Annotated in this window: 17 protein-coding genes; 11 read left to right on the top strand and 6 right to left on the bottom strand. The window is 66.0% G+C overall.

Features of this window, described 5'->3' with window-relative positions; translation table 11 throughout:
• The first annotated feature begins 17 nt into the window (after positions 1-17).
• The 4 genes from L858_RS0107130 to L858_RS0107115 all read left to right on the top strand — a co-directional run bounded on the left by L858_RS0107130 (position 18) and on the right by L858_RS0107115 (position 4,355).
• Entirely contained in the window at positions 18-1,304 is a 1,287-nt protein-coding gene (locus L858_RS0107130; protein ID WP_022682465.1) for an RsmB/NOP family class I SAM-dependent RNA methyltransferase, read from the top strand.
• Positions 1,305-1,351: 47 nt separating this feature from the next.
• The gene (locus tag L858_RS19815) at positions 1,352-1,837 is read left to right on the top strand and encodes a hypothetical protein (protein WP_022682464.1); all 486 of its coding nucleotides are present in this window, start codon (positions 1,352-1,354) and stop codon (positions 1,835-1,837) included.
• A gap of 89 nt (positions 1,838-1,926) precedes the next feature.
• Positions 1,927-2,589 carry a ribulose-phosphate 3-epimerase gene (rpe, locus tag L858_RS0107120; RefSeq protein WP_022682463.1) on the top strand — a complete coding sequence of 221 codons (663 nt, stop codon included), beginning with the start codon at positions 1,927-1,929 and terminating at the stop codon, positions 2,587-2,589.
• A complete protein-coding gene (locus L858_RS0107115; protein WP_022682462.1) occupies positions 2,586-4,355 on the top strand; it encodes a heparinase II/III family protein in 1,770 nt (589 codons plus the stop codon). The genes rpe and L858_RS0107115 overlap by 4 nt, the downstream gene beginning before the upstream one ends.
• Here L858_RS0107115 and L858_RS0107110 read toward each other — a convergent pair.
• Positions 4,339-5,445: an acyltransferase family protein gene (locus L858_RS0107110; RefSeq protein ID WP_022682461.1), complete on the bottom strand. Its 1,107-nt coding sequence runs from the start codon at positions 5,443-5,445 to the stop codon at positions 4,339-4,341. The genes L858_RS0107115 and L858_RS0107110 overlap by 17 nt on opposite strands.
• 197 nt (positions 5,446-5,642) lie before the next feature.
• On the opposite strand from L858_RS0107110, the gene purH reads away from it, so the two are divergent.
• The 5 genes from purH to L858_RS0107080 all read left to right on the top strand — a co-directional run bounded on the left by purH (position 5,643) and on the right by L858_RS0107080 (position 11,587).
• Complete coding sequence (gene purH / locus L858_RS0107100; protein WP_022682459.1) at positions 5,643-7,232, top strand: bifunctional phosphoribosylaminoimidazolecarboxamide formyltransferase/IMP cyclohydrolase; 1,590 nt, start codon at positions 5,643-5,645, stop codon at positions 7,230-7,232.
• Positions 7,233-7,399: 167 nt separating this feature from the next.
• The gene (locus tag L858_RS0107095) at positions 7,400-7,741 is read left to right on the top strand and encodes a UrcA family protein (RefSeq protein ID WP_022682458.1); all 342 of its coding nucleotides are present in this window, start codon (positions 7,400-7,402) and stop codon (positions 7,739-7,741) included.
• A gap of 131 nt (positions 7,742-7,872) precedes the next feature.
• The gene (locus L858_RS0107090; RefSeq protein ID WP_022682457.1) at positions 7,873-9,399 is read left to right on the top strand and encodes an NAD(P)/FAD-dependent oxidoreductase; all 1,527 of its coding nucleotides are present in this window, start codon (positions 7,873-7,875) and stop codon (positions 9,397-9,399) included.
• Between the two features lie 3 nt (positions 9,400-9,402).
• Positions 9,403-9,801, top strand: a complete 399-nt coding sequence (locus L858_RS0107085) for a GtrA family protein (RefSeq protein WP_022682456.1) — start codon at positions 9,403-9,405, stop codon at positions 9,799-9,801.
• Entirely contained in the window at positions 9,779-11,587 is a 1,809-nt protein-coding gene (locus L858_RS0107080) for a hypothetical protein (protein WP_022682455.1), read from the top strand. Before L858_RS0107085 ends, L858_RS0107080 begins: the two co-directional genes overlap by 23 nt.
• Here L858_RS0107080 and msrB read toward each other — a convergent pair.
• Genes msrB through L858_RS0107065 form a run of 3 tightly spaced genes read right to left on the bottom strand, consistent with a single transcriptional unit; the run spans position 11,584 to position 14,232 of the window.
• Positions 11,584-12,060: a peptide-methionine (R)-S-oxide reductase MsrB gene (gene msrB, locus L858_RS0107075; RefSeq protein ID WP_022682454.1), complete on the bottom strand. Its 477-nt coding sequence runs from the start codon at positions 12,058-12,060 to the stop codon at positions 11,584-11,586. The genes L858_RS0107080 and msrB overlap by 4 nt on opposite strands.
• A gap of 19 nt (positions 12,061-12,079) precedes the next feature.
• Entirely contained in the window at positions 12,080-13,270 is a 1,191-nt protein-coding gene (locus L858_RS0107070) for an ABC transporter permease (protein ID WP_022682453.1), read from the bottom strand.
• Positions 13,267-14,232 carry an ABC transporter ATP-binding protein gene (locus L858_RS0107065; RefSeq protein ID WP_022682452.1) on the bottom strand — a complete coding sequence of 322 codons (966 nt, stop codon included), beginning with the start codon at positions 14,230-14,232 and terminating at the stop codon, positions 13,267-13,269. The genes L858_RS0107070 and L858_RS0107065 overlap by 4 nt, the downstream gene beginning before the upstream one ends.
• A 22-nt stretch (positions 14,233-14,254) precedes the next feature.
• Between L858_RS0107065 and queG the strand changes: the two genes are divergently transcribed.
• On the top strand, positions 14,255-15,304 hold the full coding sequence (gene queG, locus L858_RS0107060; RefSeq protein WP_022682451.1) for a tRNA epoxyqueuosine(34) reductase QueG: 1,050 nt from the start codon (positions 14,255-14,257) through the stop codon (positions 15,302-15,304).
• A 6-nt stretch (positions 15,305-15,310) separates the two neighbouring features.
• Here queG and L858_RS0107055 read toward each other — a convergent pair whose 3' ends face one another.
• Both L858_RS0107055 and L858_RS0107050 read right to left on the bottom strand, forming a co-directional pair.
• Positions 15,311-15,682: a hypothetical protein gene (locus tag L858_RS0107055; protein ID WP_022682450.1), complete on the bottom strand. Its 372-nt coding sequence runs from the start codon at positions 15,680-15,682 to the stop codon at positions 15,311-15,313.
• Positions 15,679-16,347, bottom strand: a complete 669-nt coding sequence (locus tag L858_RS0107050) for an EI24 domain-containing protein (protein ID WP_022682449.1) — start codon at positions 16,345-16,347, stop codon at positions 15,679-15,681. Before L858_RS0107050 ends, L858_RS0107055 begins: the two co-directional genes overlap by 4 nt.
• A 110-nt stretch (positions 16,348-16,457) precedes the next feature.
• Between L858_RS0107050 and L858_RS0107040 the strand changes: the two genes are divergently transcribed.
• A complete protein-coding gene (locus L858_RS0107040) occupies positions 16,458-17,459 on the top strand; it encodes an adenosine kinase (RefSeq protein ID WP_022682447.1) in 1,002 nt (333 codons plus the stop codon).
• Positions 17,460-17,486: the final 27 nt, after the last annotated feature.

The following is a 17,486-nucleotide window of genomic DNA, read 5'->3' as shown; positions in this document are numbered from 1 at the left end:
TCCCCTAGGCGCGTCAAATGGCAAAACCCTCCCGTTCCGACGACGTCCCCGGCCTTCCCGCGCGCCGCGCCGCGCTCCGTCTGCTGGACGCGGTGCTTAGGCGGGGGGAGCCGCTGGAACTGGCGCTGCATGGCGCCGCGCAGGGCCTGCCGCCGGCCGACCGAGCACTGGTACATGCGATCGCGGCCGAGACGCTGCGCCACCTGCCGGATCTCGATGCGCTGATCGACGGCGCCACCCACCAGCCGCTACCCCATGACGCCAAGGCGCGCATGGTGCTGCGCGTCGCCCTTACTCAGCTGCTCGCGCTCGGCACGGCGCCCCATGCTGCGATCGCCACCGCGCTGCCGCTCGTCGATGGCGGCCCGCGCAAGCTGGTGCATGGCGTGTTCGGCACGCTCGCCCGCAGCGAACCCAGCCTGCCGCAGCCGCCTACCCTGCCCGCCGACGTCGAAACGCGCTGGGCCGGCCAGTGGGGCAAGGCAATGCCGCAGGCTGCCGCTCAGGCCTATGCGCTGCGTCCAGCGGTCGATCTGACCTTGCGCGATGCCGGGCAGACCGAGCAATGGACCGAGACGCTCGGCGGCGTCAGCCTTGCACCAGGTCATGTTCGCCTGCTCGGAGCGGCCTCCATTCCCGAGCTCCCGGGCTTTGACGAGGGCGCCTGGTGGGTGCAGGACCTCGCCGCCTCCTGCCCCGCCCGCCTGCTTGGGCAGGGCCAGGGCCGCACCGTGCTCGACCTTTGCGCAGCGCCGGGGGGAAAGACGATGCAACTCGCCGCCGCCGGGTGGCAGGTGACCGCTGTCGATCAGTCGAAGAAACGGCTGGAGCGGCTCAGCGACAATCTGCGCCGCACCGGGCTGAAGGCCGACGTGGTTCAGGCCGACCTGCGGCAATGGTCGCCTGCCGCGCCGGCGGACGCGATCCTGCTCGACGCACCCTGCACCGCGACGGGCATCTATCGCCGCCATCCCGACGTGCTGCACCGCATAGGGCCGCGCCAGATTGCCGAGCTGGCGGAACTGCAGGCCGAACTGCTCGCGCGGGCGGCGGAGTGGCTGAAGCCCGGGGGTACCCTGATCTACGCCACCTGCTCGCTGGAGCAGGCCGAGGGGGAGGAGCAGATCGCCCGCTTCATGGCCGCTCACCCCGGCTTCACGGCACAGGCCGCCACGGCAGCCGAACTACCGGGCGGGATCGACCCGACGCCGCAAGGCCATGTCCGCACCCTTCCCGCGACCCTGGCACAGCAGGGCGGGACCGATGGCTTTTTCATTGCGCGGCTGCGCCGTAGCGTCCACTAAGGATCAACCATCGTTCGATAGGGTTTCGCAGCCCTGAAGGAAGTCGCTTGCGCCCGACCGAACCGCTGCCCCTACATCACAGCTGGCCGCTCTATGCGCTGCGGGAGCATCTGGCACCCGTGCTGCTGGACGATCGGCTTGCCCGCAATCAGGAGGCGCTGGCGGAGCGCGGCCTTGGCCTGTGGCACTGCACCCTCGCGAACGACAGCCTGCGCTGGACATCGGGCGTCTATGATATTTTCGGGCTGGAGCGCGGGAGCGACATTCCTCGCGAACGCGCGGTCGCCTGCTACACGCCGGATTCCGCGCAGGCCATGGAGACGCTTCGCGCCTATGCGATCCGGCACCGGCGCGGTTTCACACTGGACGTCGATATCCTGCCTGCGGACGGCGGACGATGCGCGATGCGCCTGATCGCCGCTCCCATCGTGGAGGGAAATCAGGTCGTTGCGCTTCATGGCGTCAAGCAGTTGCTGTCAGGCGGCGCCTCCCTGCTGCCGTGCAGCGACGTCAGGCTTTTCGACCTGCCCTGACGGCAAGCCGCCCATGCCGGAAAAAGCCTGTGGATAGCGCGAAACATGCGTTGCGTGTCCCCTACGCCACCGTTAAGGCGAACGGTCAAATGACCAGCCCCATCCTCATCTCTCCGTCCATCCTTTCCGCCGATTTCGCCCGCCTGGGCGAGGAAGTGCGCGCCATCGACGAAGCGGGCGCCGACTGGATCCATATCGACGTGATGGACGGCCATTTCGTGCCCAACATCACGATAGGACCGGGCGTGGTGAAGGCGCTGCGCCCCCACACGAAAAAGCCCTTCGACGTCCATCTGATGATCTCTCCCGTCGATCAATATCTGAACGCCTTTGCCGAAGCGGGGGCCGACATATTGACCGTCCATCCGGAGGCTGGCCCGCATATCCATCGCTCAGTCCAGCATATCAAGTCGCTGGGCGTGCAGGCGGGCGTGGTGCTGAACCCCGGCACGCCGGCCAAGATGCTCGACTATCTGATCGATGACGTCGACCTCATCCTGGTGATGAGCGTCAATCCCGGCTTCGGCGGGCAGAGCTTTATCGAGAATCAGCTGCGCAAGATCGAAGCGATCCGCAAGATGATCGAAAAGTCGGGCCGCGACATCCGGCTCCAGGTCGATGGCGGCATCGATTTCACGACCGCGCCGCGCGCCATAGAGGCCGGCGCGGACGTGCTGGTCGCCGGCACCGCCACCTTCCGGGGCGGGGCGTCGGCCTATGCCGACAATATCCGGACGCTGCGCGGCGGGTGAGCGACCGCCGCCGCCTTTCCCCCCATTCCGTCCCCGAAGAGGCCGGACCCGGCCCCGAGGACGACGGAATCGAAGAGGGCAAGCGGCTCATCCGCGTGGCGGATGACAAGGGGCTTTCGCTGGCCCAGCGCATCGCCAACCGTTTCTATCTGCTGAGCTGGAAGACGCCGATCCACGGCCGCCGGCTGAAGGGCAAATATCCGCTCAAGCTGCTCGCCGTTCCCGACGATGAAATTCCCGGCAGCGCCCATGCGGGGCAAGCGATCCGCGCCGGCTATTTTCTCTTCCGGGGGCTGAAGCAGCCGGTCGACCGGCTCGACTTCGATCGGCTGGAGCTGCTGCCCGCCTTTGCCGACTATCTGCACGGCTTTCACTGGCTGCGCGACCTCGCCACCGTCGCGACGCGGGAACAGGCAGCGCCGGTGGCCGAGGGGGTCATGCGCAAATGGCTCGCGGCCCACGCCGATACACCCAGCGAGCCCGCCTGGCGCGCCGACAATGCGGGCTGGAGGCTGCTCTTCTGGTCGGCTCATGCGCCGCTGATCCTCTCATCGAGCGACCTTGTCTATCGCTCGCTGGTGCTGAATTGCATTGCCCGCACCGCCCGCCATCTCGATCGAAGCGCGGACAAGGCGCATGTGGGGCTGCCGCGCCTGGTGGCTTGGGGCGGCATCGTCGCCGCCTCCATGCTGCTGCCCGGCGGCGCGGCGCGCAAGCTGTTCGGCGAGGCAGGCCTGAAGCGCGCCATCGACAGCGGCCTGCACAGCGATGGCGGCGTCATCTCGCGATCGCCGATCGAGCAGCTTGAAGCGATCATGCTGCTCACCATGGTGTCAGCGGTTTATGAGGTGCGGCGCGAACAGCTGCCCCCATTCATCAAGGATGCGCTGGCCCGCGCGGTGCCGGCCCTGCTTGGCCTCGTCCATGGCGATGGCGGGCTTGGCAACTGGCAGGGTGCAGGTGCGATCGACCCGGCCATGATCCAGGCCGTGGTTCGCGCCAGCCGGGTGCGCGCCCGGCCGCTGCGACAGGCGAATGACTGGGGTTATCAGCGGCTGGCGGCCGGCGGCACCATCGTCCAGATCGACGCCGCGCCGCCGCCTGTCGCGCAACTGGCCGATGCCGGCTGCGCCTCGACCGGCGCGATCGAGATCAGTGACGGGCAGCAGCGGCTGATCGTCAATTGCGGCGGCGCGGCACTGCAGGGCGCGTGGATCAGCCGCGATCTGGCGCAAGGCCTGCGCACCACCGCCGCGCACAGCACGCTGATCCTCAACGACAGCAATTCGACCGCGCTGCTGCCTGACGGTACGCTGGGCAAGGGCGTGACCGAGGTCGAACTGCATCGGCAGGAGCAGGAAAGCGGCAGCCGGCTCGACATCAGCCATGACGGCTATGTCCGCCGCACCGGTTATGTCCACCGCCGCCTGCTGCTGATGAGCGGTGACGGCCGGGAAGTGCGGGGCGAGGATATGCTGACCCCTGCCGCCCGCCGCCGCAAGCCGGTCAAGCTGCCGGTCCAGCTGCGGTTCCATCTGGCGCCCGGGGTCGAGCCCACGCCAACGGCCGATGGCATGGGCGCGCTGCTGCGCATCGACACGGGCGCGACCTGGCAGTTCCGCGCCAATGCGGGCAAGCTCGCCATAGAGGAAAGCCTCTGGACCGACAGCGAGGGCCGACCGCATGGCACGCGCCAGCTGGTCGTCGCCAGCGAGGCGCTGCCCGGTGGATCGACGATCGGCTGGTTGTTCAAGAAGGTCGGCTGACCGCCGCTCCAGCCCTCCACTGGCGCACCTCCTGCCAGCGCCGCAGCCAGCGGCGGCACGGCCGCTCCAGCCAGTCATGCAGCATCCAGGACAGGCAGATCACGATCAGCGCCGATGAGAGCAGCGCAACGGGCGCGCCGATTGCGCGCGGCATGCCCATGGCCAGCAGACGCCCGTTGATCGCCAGCAAAAGGCCGATCGCCTTGAAGTGGGTGAGGTAGATGGGAAAGGACAGCCGCCCCAGGAAATAGACGGGCCGCGACGCGAACAGGCGTGTCAGCATGCCCTGCTCGGCACTCAGGCACAGCATGAGCGCGATAAGGGCAAGATAGACGAGAAAGTCCGATCCTTGCACGCTCATCATCGCCAGGCCGAGCGTGGCGACCAGCGCCTGCACCGCATTGCGGGAGGTAAGCCGGGAAAGCCTGGCATTGTCATGGACCCGCCAGATGAGCTGGCCGATCGTAAAGCCCGCAAGGCAACGGAGGATCGTATAGGGCGAATAGAAAAGGTCGAGCGGACCGCGTGACACTGGCGCTCCGATCCGATGGAGCGAGGCAAGCAGCGTTAGGGTCAGGATCGCGGCCAGGGAGAGCATCCCCGCCGCTGATGCCAGCGCCGCTCGGCCTTTGAGGCACAGCATCGCCAGCAGCGGGAAGAGGAGGTAGGCGAGCAGTTCCACGCTGACGGACCAGGCAGGCGGATCGATGCTCGGCCAATTGCCGAGCGACTGTAGCATGACCATGTTGGACAGGATCGTACCGGCATCAACCCCGGCATCGCGCGCGCGCAGCCACTCCATCGCCAGGATCGCGACCGTCGCGGCCAGATAGAGCGGATAGACTCGCGCGATCCTGTGCCAGAGGAAGGCGCCGAAGCTGAACGTCCCCTGCCGCATCGCTGGTCCATAGACATGCGAAAGCACAAAGCCGCTCAGGATGAAGAACAGATCGACCGACAGATAGCCATGGTCGAGCAAGCTGGGTACGCCGCCACGGCCCTGCAGATCATTTTCGAAATGATAGATCATGACGAAGGTCGCAGCCGCGCCGCGAATGCCTGTCATCGCCCGGATCTCACGCACGATCATGATAAGGCCCCCGCGTTTCAGGCCGGACGCCACTTTATCGCAGACTCGCGCCTGATCCCACGCCGACTACACCCCCCGCATTTTACCGGATGCATGCAGCGGCGATTTCGCGACCCGTGAAATGTTCCCTTTCGCCGGGAATCGCTCTAGAGGCCTGCGGCAAGCCTGAGCGGCACCCGAAAAGCAGGAACAGCTTCATGTCAGACGTCACCATCAAACGCGCCCTTCTTTCTGTGTCGGACAAGTCCGGGCTGATCGAACTGGGGCAGGCGCTGGGCAAGCATGGCGTCGAACTGGTGTCGACCGGCGGCACCGCCAAGGCGCTGCGTGAGGCGGGTCTTGAGGTCAAGGACATCTCTGATCTCACCGGCTTCCCCGAGATGATGGACGGGCGCGTCAAGACGCTGCACCCCAAGGTCCATGGCGGCCTGCTCGCGGTGCGCGACAATCCGGAGCATGTCGCGTCGATGAACGAGCATGCGATCGGCGCGATCGATCTCGTCGTCGTCAACCTCTACCCGTTCGCCGCGACCGTGGCCAAGGGCGCGGACCGCGAGGAGATCATCGAGAATATCGACATTGGCGGCCCTTCGATGGTGCGCTCCGCCGCAAAGAATCATGAGAGCGTGGCGATCGTCACCGATCCGGCCGACTATGCCCGCCTGATCGCGGAGATGGAGCAGAAGGGCGGCGCGACCAGCTACGACTTCCGCCGCATTTTGGCAGCCAAGGCCTATGCCGCGACCGCCGCTTATGATTCGATGATCGCCAGCTGGTTCGCCTTTGTCGATCAGGGGGTCGATTTTCCCGAAACGCTGGCCGTTTCCAGCAAGCTGGGATCGACGCTGCGCTATGGTGAAAACCCGCATCAGTCGGCCGCGCTCTATTTGCCTGTCGGGCCGACTGCCAACGGCATCGCGCAGGCGCAGCAGATCCAGGGCAAGGAACTCAGCTACAATAATTATAACGACGGCGACGCCGCGCTGGAGCTGGTCAGCGAATTCCGCGATGGGCCGCCGACGGTGGTGATCGTCAAGCACGCCAATCCCTGCGGCGTCGCGACCGGCGATACGCTGATCGAAGCCTATGAAGCCGCGCTGGCCTGCGACAGCGTCTCGGCCTTTGGCGGGATCATCGCCGTCAACCGCCCCCTCGACGGCCCGACTGCCGAAGCGATCAGCGGCATCTTCACCGAGGTGGTCGCCGCGCCGGACGCTGATGAGGATGCCAAGGCGATCTTCGCGAAGAAGAAGAATCTGCGCCTGCTGCTGACCGGCGAGCTGCCTGATCCCGCGCGCCCGGGCCTAATGATGAAGAGCATCGCCGGCGGCATGCTGGTGCAGAGCCGGGACAATGGCCGGATCACGCGCGATCAGTTGAAGGTCGTGACCAAGCGCGCGCCCAGCGAACAGGAACTGGCCGATGCGCTGTTCGCCTGGACCGTCGCCAAGCATGTGAAGTCGAATGCCATCGTCTATGCCAAGGACAACAGCACCGCCGGCATCGGCGCCGGGCAGATGAACCGATTGGAGTCGGCACGCATCGCAGCGTGGAAGGCCAAGGACGCTGCCGAAAAGGCCGGCTGGTCCGAGGCGCGCACCATCGGTTCGGCAGTGGCTTCGGACGCCTTCTTCCCCTTCGCCGACGGGTTGCTGGCGGCGGTCGATGCGGGCGCGACGGCCGTGATCCAGCCGGGCGGTTCGATTCGTGACGAGGAAGTGATCGCCGCGGCGGACGAAGCCGGCCTCGCCATGGTCTTCACCGGCATGCGCCACTTCCGTCACTGACGGACGGCGGATGCGGAGGGAAGTCCTTTCGCATCCGCAAAAGCTGCGCTTTTCAGCCAGTTTCCTTGAATTGGCCTCTTTCCATCAGCTTGCACGGCTTCTATTTTCTCCTCGACTCCACGCCCGCGCAGGCGTTGGGCAAGCCTATTGTTCGCAGGAGAAACAGGATGACCGGAAAGACGCTGGCGGCATTGGCCGCCACGATGACATTTGCCCTTCCCACGACCATCGCCTTTGCTGCCTCGACCGATGCCAATGTGGTGGTCGATGGCCGGACCGGCGCGGAAACCCGCAGCATCGAGGTTTCGGTGGCCGACCTCAACCTTGCCAGCGCACATGGTGCGCGCCTCGCCGACTCGCGGATCACCCGCGCCGCGAAGAAAGTATGCGGCTGGCAGAATGGCTCGATCATGCCCGCGACAAGGGACTATCGCACTTGTTTTGGCGATGCACTGGACGGCGCTCGCAGCGACCTGGGCGCGCTTGTACAGGGGCAGCGCCAGGGCTGATCTGTCGAGAAACGGCGTCGTTGGCTCAAGTCGGCGACGCCCCCACTTCTTGCATTGTTACCGGCCATTAACTACTCCTTAGAAGATTTCCTTCACCTAATCTGGCGAAGGATTTCATCGGGGGGCCTTGGATGCCGCGTAACGACCACAATGTGGATGTCGCCATTATTGGCGCGGGTCCGGCTGGCCTCACCGCCGCCTATCTTCTGACCAAGAAGGGCTATTCGGTCACCGTGATCGAAAAGGACACCGTCTATGTCGGGGGGATCAGCCGCACGGTCGAACTGAACGGTTTCCGCTTCGACATCGGCGGCCATCGCTTCTTCTCGAAATCGAAGGAAGTGGTCGATCTCTGGAGCGAGATACTGCCGGACGATTTCATCCAGCGCCCCCGGATGAGCCGCATCTATTATGAGGGGAAATTCTACAGCTATCCGCTGCGCGCGTTCGAGGCGCTGTGGAACCTCGGCTTCTGGCGCTCCTCGCTGTGCATGGCGAGTTTCGCCAAGGCCAGGCTGTTCCCCAACCGGAACGTCCGCTCTTTCCAGGACTGGACCGTCAATGCGTTCGGCCACAAGCTTTTCTCGATCTTCTTCAAGACCTACACCGAGAAGGTCTGGGGCATGCCCTGCGACGAGATGTCGGCCGACTGGGCGGCGCAGCGGATCAAGGGGCTGTCGCTCTGGGGCGCGGTGGTCGACGGCCTGAAGCGCTCGCTCGGCCTCAACAAACGTCCCAATGACGGGATGGCGACCAAGACGCTGCTTGAAAGCTTCCGCTATCCGCGTCTCGGCCCCGGCATGATGTGGGAAGCGGCTCGCGATTTCGTCGTAGAACGCGGCAATCGGGTGCTGATGGGCCATAGCCTGGACAAGCTGTCGCAGGATCAGGGCAGCGGCCGCTGGCGCATGACCGCGCGGAGCCGGGAGGGCGAGGTCGTCATCAACGCCGGCCACGTCATCAGCTCCGCCCCCATGCCGGAATTGGCCGCCCGTATCCATCCCCTGCCGGCGACGCTGGGTAATGCGATGGAACTGAAATTCCGCGACTTCCTGACCGTCGCGCTGATGGTGAGGGGCGAGGACATCTTTCCCGACAACTGGATCTATATCCACGACAGCAAGGTGCAGGTGGGACGCATCCAGAATTTCCGCAGCTGGTCGCCCGAAATGGTGCCGGACCCGGACCTCGCCTGCGTCGGCTTGGAATATTTCTGCTTCGAGGGCGACGGTCTCTGGTCGTCGAGCGATGCCGACCTGATCGCCCTGGCGACGAAGGAAATGGCGCTGCTCGGCCTCTGCGATCCAGACGATGTCGTCGGCGGGGCGGTGGTGCGGCAGGAAAAGGCCTATCCGGTCTATGACGACGCCTATGCCGCCAACGTCCTTGCCATGCGGACGGAGTTGCAGCAGCTCTACCCGACGCTGCATCTGGTCGGCCGCAACGGCATGCATCGCTATAATAATCAGGATCATGCGATGATGACGGCGATGCTGACCGTCCGCAATATCGAGGCGGGCGAGCAACTGTACGATATCTGGGCCGTGAACGAGGACGCCGAATATCATGAGGCGGGCGATGAGGGGCAGGACGTCCAGGGGCAGCGCGCGGCGCTGACCAGCGAGCGGCTCGTGCCGAGCCGATTGCAGGCGGCGTAGCGGATGCTCGACGGGCTGCGGCCGCTGTTGGCGCGATTCATGTTCGGCCGCTACCTTCTGGTGAGCGTCTGCGCCCTCTGCGCCGACATGGCGCTGTTCCTCACGCTTTCGCAGGCGGGACAGTCGCCCCTGGTTGCAGCGGCGGGCGGTTATATCGCCGGCCTTGCGCTGCATTGGCTGCTCAGTGTCCGGTTCGTTTTCCCGACAGAGGGAGGCCCTACCCATTTCCAGCGGCTGGCCTTCATCGCCAGCGCTTTCCTCGGCCTCGGCATCACGGTTGCGATGGTGACCGGGCTATGCGCCCTCGGCATGGCGCCCGCCGCTGCCAAGTCGCTTGCCATCCCGATCAGCTTCCTGTGCGTCTATGCAGTCCGGAAACATGGCATCTTCGCCAGCGCTTGAACTCCCCCCGGCACCGTCGCGCGCGCTTGCCGGACGGCTGATCGGCGGATGGGGGGCGTTCGCCGCCTGGCTGCTCTTTTGCGTCGCGGCGCTGTGGCTGTTCCGTCACGAGATTGCCGCACTCTCCTTTCGCGATCCCGATGACGCGCTCCGGCTTCAGCAGGTCCGCGACTGGATCGCCGGGCAATCCTTGTTCGATGTGACCCAATATCGCATCAACCCGCCCTTCGGCGGCCCGATGCACTGGTCGCGCATCGTCGATCTGCCGATCGCCGCCCTGATCGAGCTTGCCCGTCCCTTGATGGGCATGGAGCGAGCGGAGATATTCGCGTGCGCGGCAACGCCGCTGCTGCTGCTGGGAGCGACGCTGTGGGCCACCTATATCCTCACCAAGCGGCTGGGCGGCGCGGGGCTGGCGCTGATGGCGGGACTTCTGCTGCTGACCAGCCCGTCCATTCTGGTGCAGTTCACCCCGCTGCGGATCGATCATCATGGCTGGCAAATCCTGCTGGGCGCCATCGCTCTGGCGGGATTGTTCGATGACCGGCCCCTGCGCGGAGGGCTGATCGTCGGCATGGCGCTGGCGGTCTGGCTCCAGATCTCGACCGAAGCCCTGCCCTATACCGCGTTGTTCGCCGGATTGTTGGGCCTGCGCTTCCTTCTCTCTCCCGGTGAGGCCCGTCGCTTCGCCGCCTTCGCGTCCACACTGGGGAGCAGCGCGCTGCTGCTGCTGGTCATGACGAGGGGCTGGCAGGCTCCGCTGGCGCAATATTGCGACTCCCTGTCAGCCGCCTATATCTGGCCCCTGATCGCTTTCGGCGGGACCTCCGTGCTGGCGTGGCGGCTGATCGGCACTGCTTCGTACAGCCGACGCTTCGCCGTCCTGGCGGTCGGCGCAGGCGCTGCACTGCTCACCTTTGCTTTTGCAGGCGGTCCATGTTTGAGCGGCGATCCCTTCAAGGCGCTCGGCCCCTTCGCCTATAAATATTGGTATCTTCAGATCCGGGAAGGCCGACCGATCTGGGAACAGGATCTGGTGACCAGAGGCGTCATCATCCTGCCGCCCCTGATCGGCCTGATCGGCGCATGGCTGGCGGTGCAAAAGGCAGCGCCCCGCAGCGACCAGCGCTTCGCCTGGTGCCTGCTCGCCATGGTGATCATCGGGACGACAGCGGTGAGCTGCATGGTCATGCGGGCGCTATCATTCGCGCATGTCGCGGCACTGCCCGCGACGGCCTTTCTCTTCCTGCATCTGCTGAAGCGCGCGCAAGCGAGCCCCAAGGCCGTCGTTCGCGTGCTGGGATCGTCGGCTCTGATCCTGTTGAGCCCGGCTGGCCTGTGTGCCACCTGGGTTGCGGCGACATCGAAAAACGGCGGGATCGGGAACGGCGCTCTTGCCAGCTGCCAGACGGCCGAGGCGCTGCGCCCGCTCGCCAGCCTGCCGCGGTCGGTGGTGTTCGCGCCGATCGATCTTGGCCCCGACATTCTCGTCAAGACGCACCATAGCGTGATCGCGACGGGCCACCACCGCAACGCCGTGGGTATCACCGCCGTCATCAAGGGGTTCACATCCAATCCGCGGGCCGCGCACAAGCTGATCCGCGAGCTGAGAGGCGGTCGCGGCGCCGACTATGTCGTTTCCTGCAACAGCATGAACGGCTTCCTCTATTATTCGGAAATCAGCCCCCACGGGCTGGGCGCCATGCTGGAAAAGGGGCGTCACCCCGACTGGCTGAAGCCGGTCCCGGCGACGGGAACGCTCCACATCTACAAGGTCCTGCCCTAGACGGGCGCGAAGGTCATGGCCGCGCCGTTCATGCAATAGCGCTTGCCCGTAGGTCTTGGCCCATCATCGAACACATGGCCGAGATGTCCGCCGCACCGGGCGCAATGCACCTCCGTCCGTGGATAGCCGAGTTCGAAATCGCGTGATGTCCCGACCGCCTTGGGCAAGGCTGCCCAGAAGCTTGGCCAGCCGGTGCCGCTGTCGAATTTGGTCTTGGAACTGAACAGCCGCTGATCGCATCCGGCGCAGCTGAAGGTGCCGGCGCGATGTTCCTTGTTGAGCGGGCTGGTGAAGGCACGCTCGGTCGCATGGCGGCGCAGAACCCGATAGGCCATCGGGTCAAGCCGCTTGCGCCACTCCGCGTCGCTCAGCGTGAAGGGATAGGCTGCCTCAGCCTCACCCAGGCCGAAATGCCATAGCGCGACCGCCAACGCCGCGCTTGCGCCGGCACCCAGGAACTGCCGCCGATTCATGAGCCTTCTCCTACGCCGATTACCCTGTCGCGCCCCTGAACAACTGCTTCCACCAGCGGCCGCCCGACTTCAGCACATGGCGGCGGAACAATATGACGCCGATCCGGATGATCAGCCCCACCCACAGCGTCTGCCAGACGATTGCCAGCAGGTGCGGCCAGAGCGCCCCATCCTGCGCCGCGCGCGCAATCATGGAGAAGGGCGAGGAGAAGGGCATGATGGCGGCCGCAATCTCCGGCGGCGATCCCATCTTGTCCACGGCGTAGGTGGCGAAGAAGAAGATCAGCATCTGCCCCATGGTGACCGGCATGTTGAGCGTCTGCACCTCCCGCACCGTCGCCGCCTGCGCCCCGATGCCGAGGAAGAGGGAACCGAGCAGCGTGTAGGCCATGGCGAAGTAGATGACCGCCAGCATCAGGAAGAGCGGCCAGCCGATCGCCGGATCAGGCAGCGCCGCGCCGGCGGGGCGCAGCGCCAGGAATACGCAAAGTGCAGTCGATCCCCAGAAGCAGATGCCGACGAAGCTCATCGCGAGCATGGCGATCAGCTTGCCGAGGAAGATCGCATCCACGGGAACGGCGGCAGCCAGGATCTCGATGATCTTGTTGGTCTTTTCCTCCACCAGATTGGAAAGGATCATGCCCGCCAGCAGGATCGTCAGGAAGAAGATGACCACCTGCGCGATGCGGCCGATCGCCAGCCGGCCCTGCATCTGGGCGCCAACGCTGGTCGAAACCGGCTCCGCTTCGACCCGCACCATGTGAAGCGCCTGTTCGGCGAGCGCGGCGGTGGCAATCAGGCTGATGTCGCCGCGCAGCCGTTCGACGTCGGATGGCTTGCCGGCGAGGATCGGCCGCGCGATCGTCCCCGACACGATGACGATCATGTCGGCATCGGCCTGCGCGAGTTGGACGCGGGGCGCCGGCGAAAGGGGAACTCGGTGGAAGGTCGGCAGCGCCTCTGGCTGCATCCGTTCGGCAAGGCGCTTGAGCGCGCTCTCCATCCGCACGGCGTCTGCCGGGGTCATGGCCAGGCCAACCACCGGCCGCAGATCCGTGCGGGATATCTTGTCGCCCAGCCCCCCGAACGCCATGCCGATCAGGATCGGCAGCAGCGGCCCCAGCAGGAACAGGATGAAGGTGCGCGAGAGAACGACGGCGGAAAAGTCCCGCCGGGCGATGACCAGCGCGGCGCGCATTATTTCCTTCACGCCGCTTCCTCCCTTTCCTTATCTTCCTGCATCTGCCGGGCCGCCGCCTCCCCGGCAATGGCGACGAAGGCGTCATGCAGGCCAGGCCGCTCGATCGATAGGCTTTCGATGCCCGCATTGCCGTCCAGCAGCGCGCGGAGCAGCGGCTCGATCCCCTCTTGAGGCAAGGCGAAATGCCAGGCGCCATCCTCCGCGAAGGTTTCCGCCGGCAGGGCACGGCGCCATGCGCCATCGCTGGCGCGGGTGCGCAGCCGCACCTGCGGGCGCAGCCGGTCGCGCGCTTCGCTGACCGTCCCTTCGAACCGGATGCGGCCGCGCGCGACGATCGCCACGCGTTCGCACAGCCGTTCGGCATGGGCGATCACATGCGTGGAAAAGAGCACCGTCACGCCGCGCCGCGCCTGATCGCGGATCAACGTCTCCAGCTTGCCCTGATTGATCGCGTCCAGCCCCGAAAAGGGCTCGTCCAGCACGATGAGGCGGGGTTCGTGGATGATGGTGCCGAACAGCTGGACCGTCTGCGCCATGCCCTTCGACAGCTGGCGGATGGGCTTTTCCATCGAGGCGCCCATGCCATATTCCGTCAGCATGAGGCGGGCACGTTCCCGCCCGATCTTCAGCGGCAAACCGCGCAGCGCACCCATGAAGGCTATGGCCTCGAACGCCTTCATCGAGGGATAAAGACCGCGCTCCTCCGGCAGATAGCCGACGGAGCGGGCCTGCCGCAGCGGCGCGCCATCGCCGAGCAGGCTGCGATGACCCTCGTCGGGATCGATGATCCCAAGCAGGGTGCGCAGCAAAGTCGTCTTGCCAGCGCCATTGGAGCCAAGGATGCCATAGATCGATCCGGCCGGAACGGCTATATCGATGCCATCGACCGCCCGGAAATCGCCGAATGTCTTGACAAGACCATGGCCTTCGACGGCATAGGTCGGGGGAGGAGCCGGAACGTCACCGATCATCCGCTCCTGATAGTCGCACACTATGCCAACGCAAACCGAAACCTTGGAACAGCGCCTGAAGGCGGAAGCGCGGCGGCTGGGTTTCGCCGCCTGCGCCATTGCGCCTGCCGACGCGGCCCCCCTGGCGAGGGAAAGGCTAAAATCCTGGCTGGAGGCGGGCCATCATGGCGAGATGCTGTGGATGGAGGAGCGCGCGGAGCAGCGCGGCTCGCCCCAAGGCCTGTGGCCCGAGGTCCGCAGCGTCCTCATGCTGGGCATGAGCTATGCGCCCGGCCGCGATCCGCTGGCGCTGGCCGAGGTGGGCGATCGAGGACGAATTTCCGTCTATGCGCAGGGGCGCGACTATCATGATGTGGTGAAGAAGGGACTGAAGGCCCTCGCCCGCTGGCTGGTGGAGCAACAGCCGAGCGCGCTCAAGGTCTTTGTCGACACAGCGCCGGTGATGGAAAAGCCGCTGGCGGCGGCGGCGGGACTGGGCTGGCAGGGCAAGCACAGCAACCTCGTCAGCCGAGCGCATGGCAGCTGGCTCTTCCTGGGGGCCATCTATAGCGAGATCGCGCTGGAGCCCGACGCGCCGGAAATTGACCATTGCGGCAGCTGCACCGCCTGCCAGGCTGCCTGTCCGACAGACGCCTTCCCCGCGCCCTATGTGGTCGATGCGAGGCGGTGCATTTCCTATCTTACCATCGAACATAAAGGGCCGATCCCGGAGGAGTTTCGCGCGAGCATCGGCAACCGCATCTATGGCTGCGATGATTGCCTGGCCGTGTGTCCATGGAACAAATTCGCCGATTCAGCGGCGGCGAACCGGGCCTTCATCGGACGGGCAGAACTGGCCGCGCCTGAGCTCGGCGATCTGCTTGCGCTCGACGATGCAGGCTTTCGCGAGATTTTTTCCGGTTCGCCCATCAAGCGGATCGGGCGCAACCGGATGGTGCGCAACGCAGCGGTCGCGGCGGGCAATAGCGGCGACGCGCGCTTGATCGAGCGGCTGCGCCTGCTGACCGCCGACGAGGACGCGGTGGTGGCCGAAGCCGCGGCATGGGCGCTGGAGCGCCTGTCGCGGTCGTAAGAAGAATCAGCGCTGGAGCGCGGCGGCGCAGCTGGCCGGGTCCATGTCCGCACCCGCAGGCGAGCGGGCATCGACATGGGTGACGAGCGGCTCCTTCCCCTGCGGCGGGACATAGAGATAGGCGTCGAGGACGCAGCGCCCGTTGCCGAACTGAAGCTTGCGCATCGTGCTTTCGCGAATGTCGAGGCGGGGCGTGCCGAACTTCTGCGTGAGGTGCCGGGCGTCCATACCGATCAGCGGACCGGACTTGGTGAAGGCGCTGGCGGGCGGGCCAGCCGGCGGCGCAGCGATCCGGGACGGCGGCGGCGGCACAACGCCACCGCAGGCGGCCAGCGGCAGCGAGAGAAGCACGGCGAGAGCCGGACGGCAGCGGATCATATGGCTTTCCTTCGGGACCCATGCAGCATGTGCACCGCCATAGCCGCGCTCCAGATCGGCGCAAGCAGGTTGACCAGCGGCACAAGGAACAGAAGCGCCGAGACGAGGCCGAGGAGCCACCGGCTGCCGCGCCGGAGCGGCGGCAGATCGGGATGGCGCGGCTCGACCATGTCGGCAAGGTCGCGGCCGAGCAGCATGGCGTTAACAATCAGGAACAGGCCGAGCGTGCCGACACCCGTCGCCAGCAGCAGCAGATAGAGGGGAAGCGCAAGGAGGTTCCAGCCGATCGCGCGCCCAACGGAGGCCAGCGCCAGTGCCAGGCTGCGGCTCCAGCCCACGGACCGGGCCGCCGCGGCCGCCCGCGGATAGCTGTCCCGTTCCACGGCCGTGACGATGTCGTCCGCGAAAAGATTCATGATCGCCATCGCGGCCGCGCGGAACAGCAGCCATGCGGCGGCGGCAAGGACGATCGTGGTGGCGACGGCCTCCGCCAGCCCTCCCCCGCCCCAGCCGAAATGAAGGCGGACCATATGGAAGCCACCCCAGAGGGCCGCCGCCAGGAGCAGAAAGGCGAGCAGCGTCAGGAACAGGGTCTTGACCAGCAGCCGCAGCGCTGCGGGATGGAAGATCGAGGGAAAGGCGCGCAACGCTGCGGTAAGAAGCATAAGCCAGCTATTCCCCGCCGCATGGCTGCGGTCAATCAGCGGCGTTGCGCCCCGCCCTTCGCCTCGATAGAGAAGCGCGAAATTTTCAGGCTCATGATGAAGGATATCGCGTGACCGCTGCTGCCCCCACGCTGGACGTTGTCGCCATTGGGAACGCCATTGTCGACGTGCTCGCGCCCAGCGACGACGCGTTCATCGCCGAACATGCGCTGACCAAGGGCGGCATGCAGCTGATCGACGCCGCGACCGCCGAGAGCCTTTATGCCGACATGGGCTCGGGCAAGGAAATCAGCGGCGGATCGGCCGCCAATACGCTCGCGGGGCTCGCGGCGTTGGGCAAGAAGTGTGGCTTTATCGGTCAGGTGAATGACGACCAGTTGGGCGCCGTCTTCGCGCATGACGTGCGCGCGCTCGGCATCCGTTACGAGACGCCGGTGGCGAAGGGCGATGTGCCGACAGCCCGCTGCCTGATCCTGGTAACGCCCGATGCGCAGCGGACGATGAACACCTTTCTGGGAGCGTCGCAGTTCCTTCCCGAGACAGCGCTGGACCTGGAACTGATCCGATCGGCCAGCATCCTCTATCTCGAAGGCTATCTCTGGGACCCGGAACAACCGCGCGCGGCGATGCGGGCCGCGATCGATGCGGCGCGCGGGGCGGGAAGGAAGGTCGCCTTCACCCTGTCCGACAATTTCGTGATCGACCGGCATCGCGCCGATTTCATCGACCTGATCGACCAGGGGCTGATCGACATTCTCTTCTCCAATGAGGGTGAGATCCAGTCGCTTGCCCAGATCGACGATTTCGACAAGGCGGTGGCCGCGATCGCCGCCAAGGTGCCGGTGCTGGTATCGACGCGCAGCGAGAAGGGCGCTGTCGCCGTGGTCGATGGCACCCGCTACGAGGCGCATGCCGCCCTCGTCGCCGAGGTGATCGACACGACCGGCGCGGGCGACCTGTTCGCGGCCGGCTTCCTGGCGGGGCATCTGGAAGGGCTGGCCGTCGAGCAGTGCTTGAAGCTGGGCGCGGCGGCGGCGGCCGAGGTGATCTCGCACTGGGGAGCGCGGCCGGAGGCGGACTTGCAGGCGATTCGCGCAGCGACGCTGGGGTGACTTGAGCGTCCCGGCTGATGCCCGCCC

Origin of the sequence: Sphingobium bisphenolivorans (assembly GCF_000412635.1) — a bacterium.
Lineage (GTDB): Bacteria > Pseudomonadota > Alphaproteobacteria > Sphingomonadales > Sphingomonadaceae > Sphingobium > Sphingobium bisphenolivorans.
The sequence above is the reverse complement of the archived record's forward strand: the minus strand, read 5'-3'. Positions and strand labels throughout refer to the sequence as shown.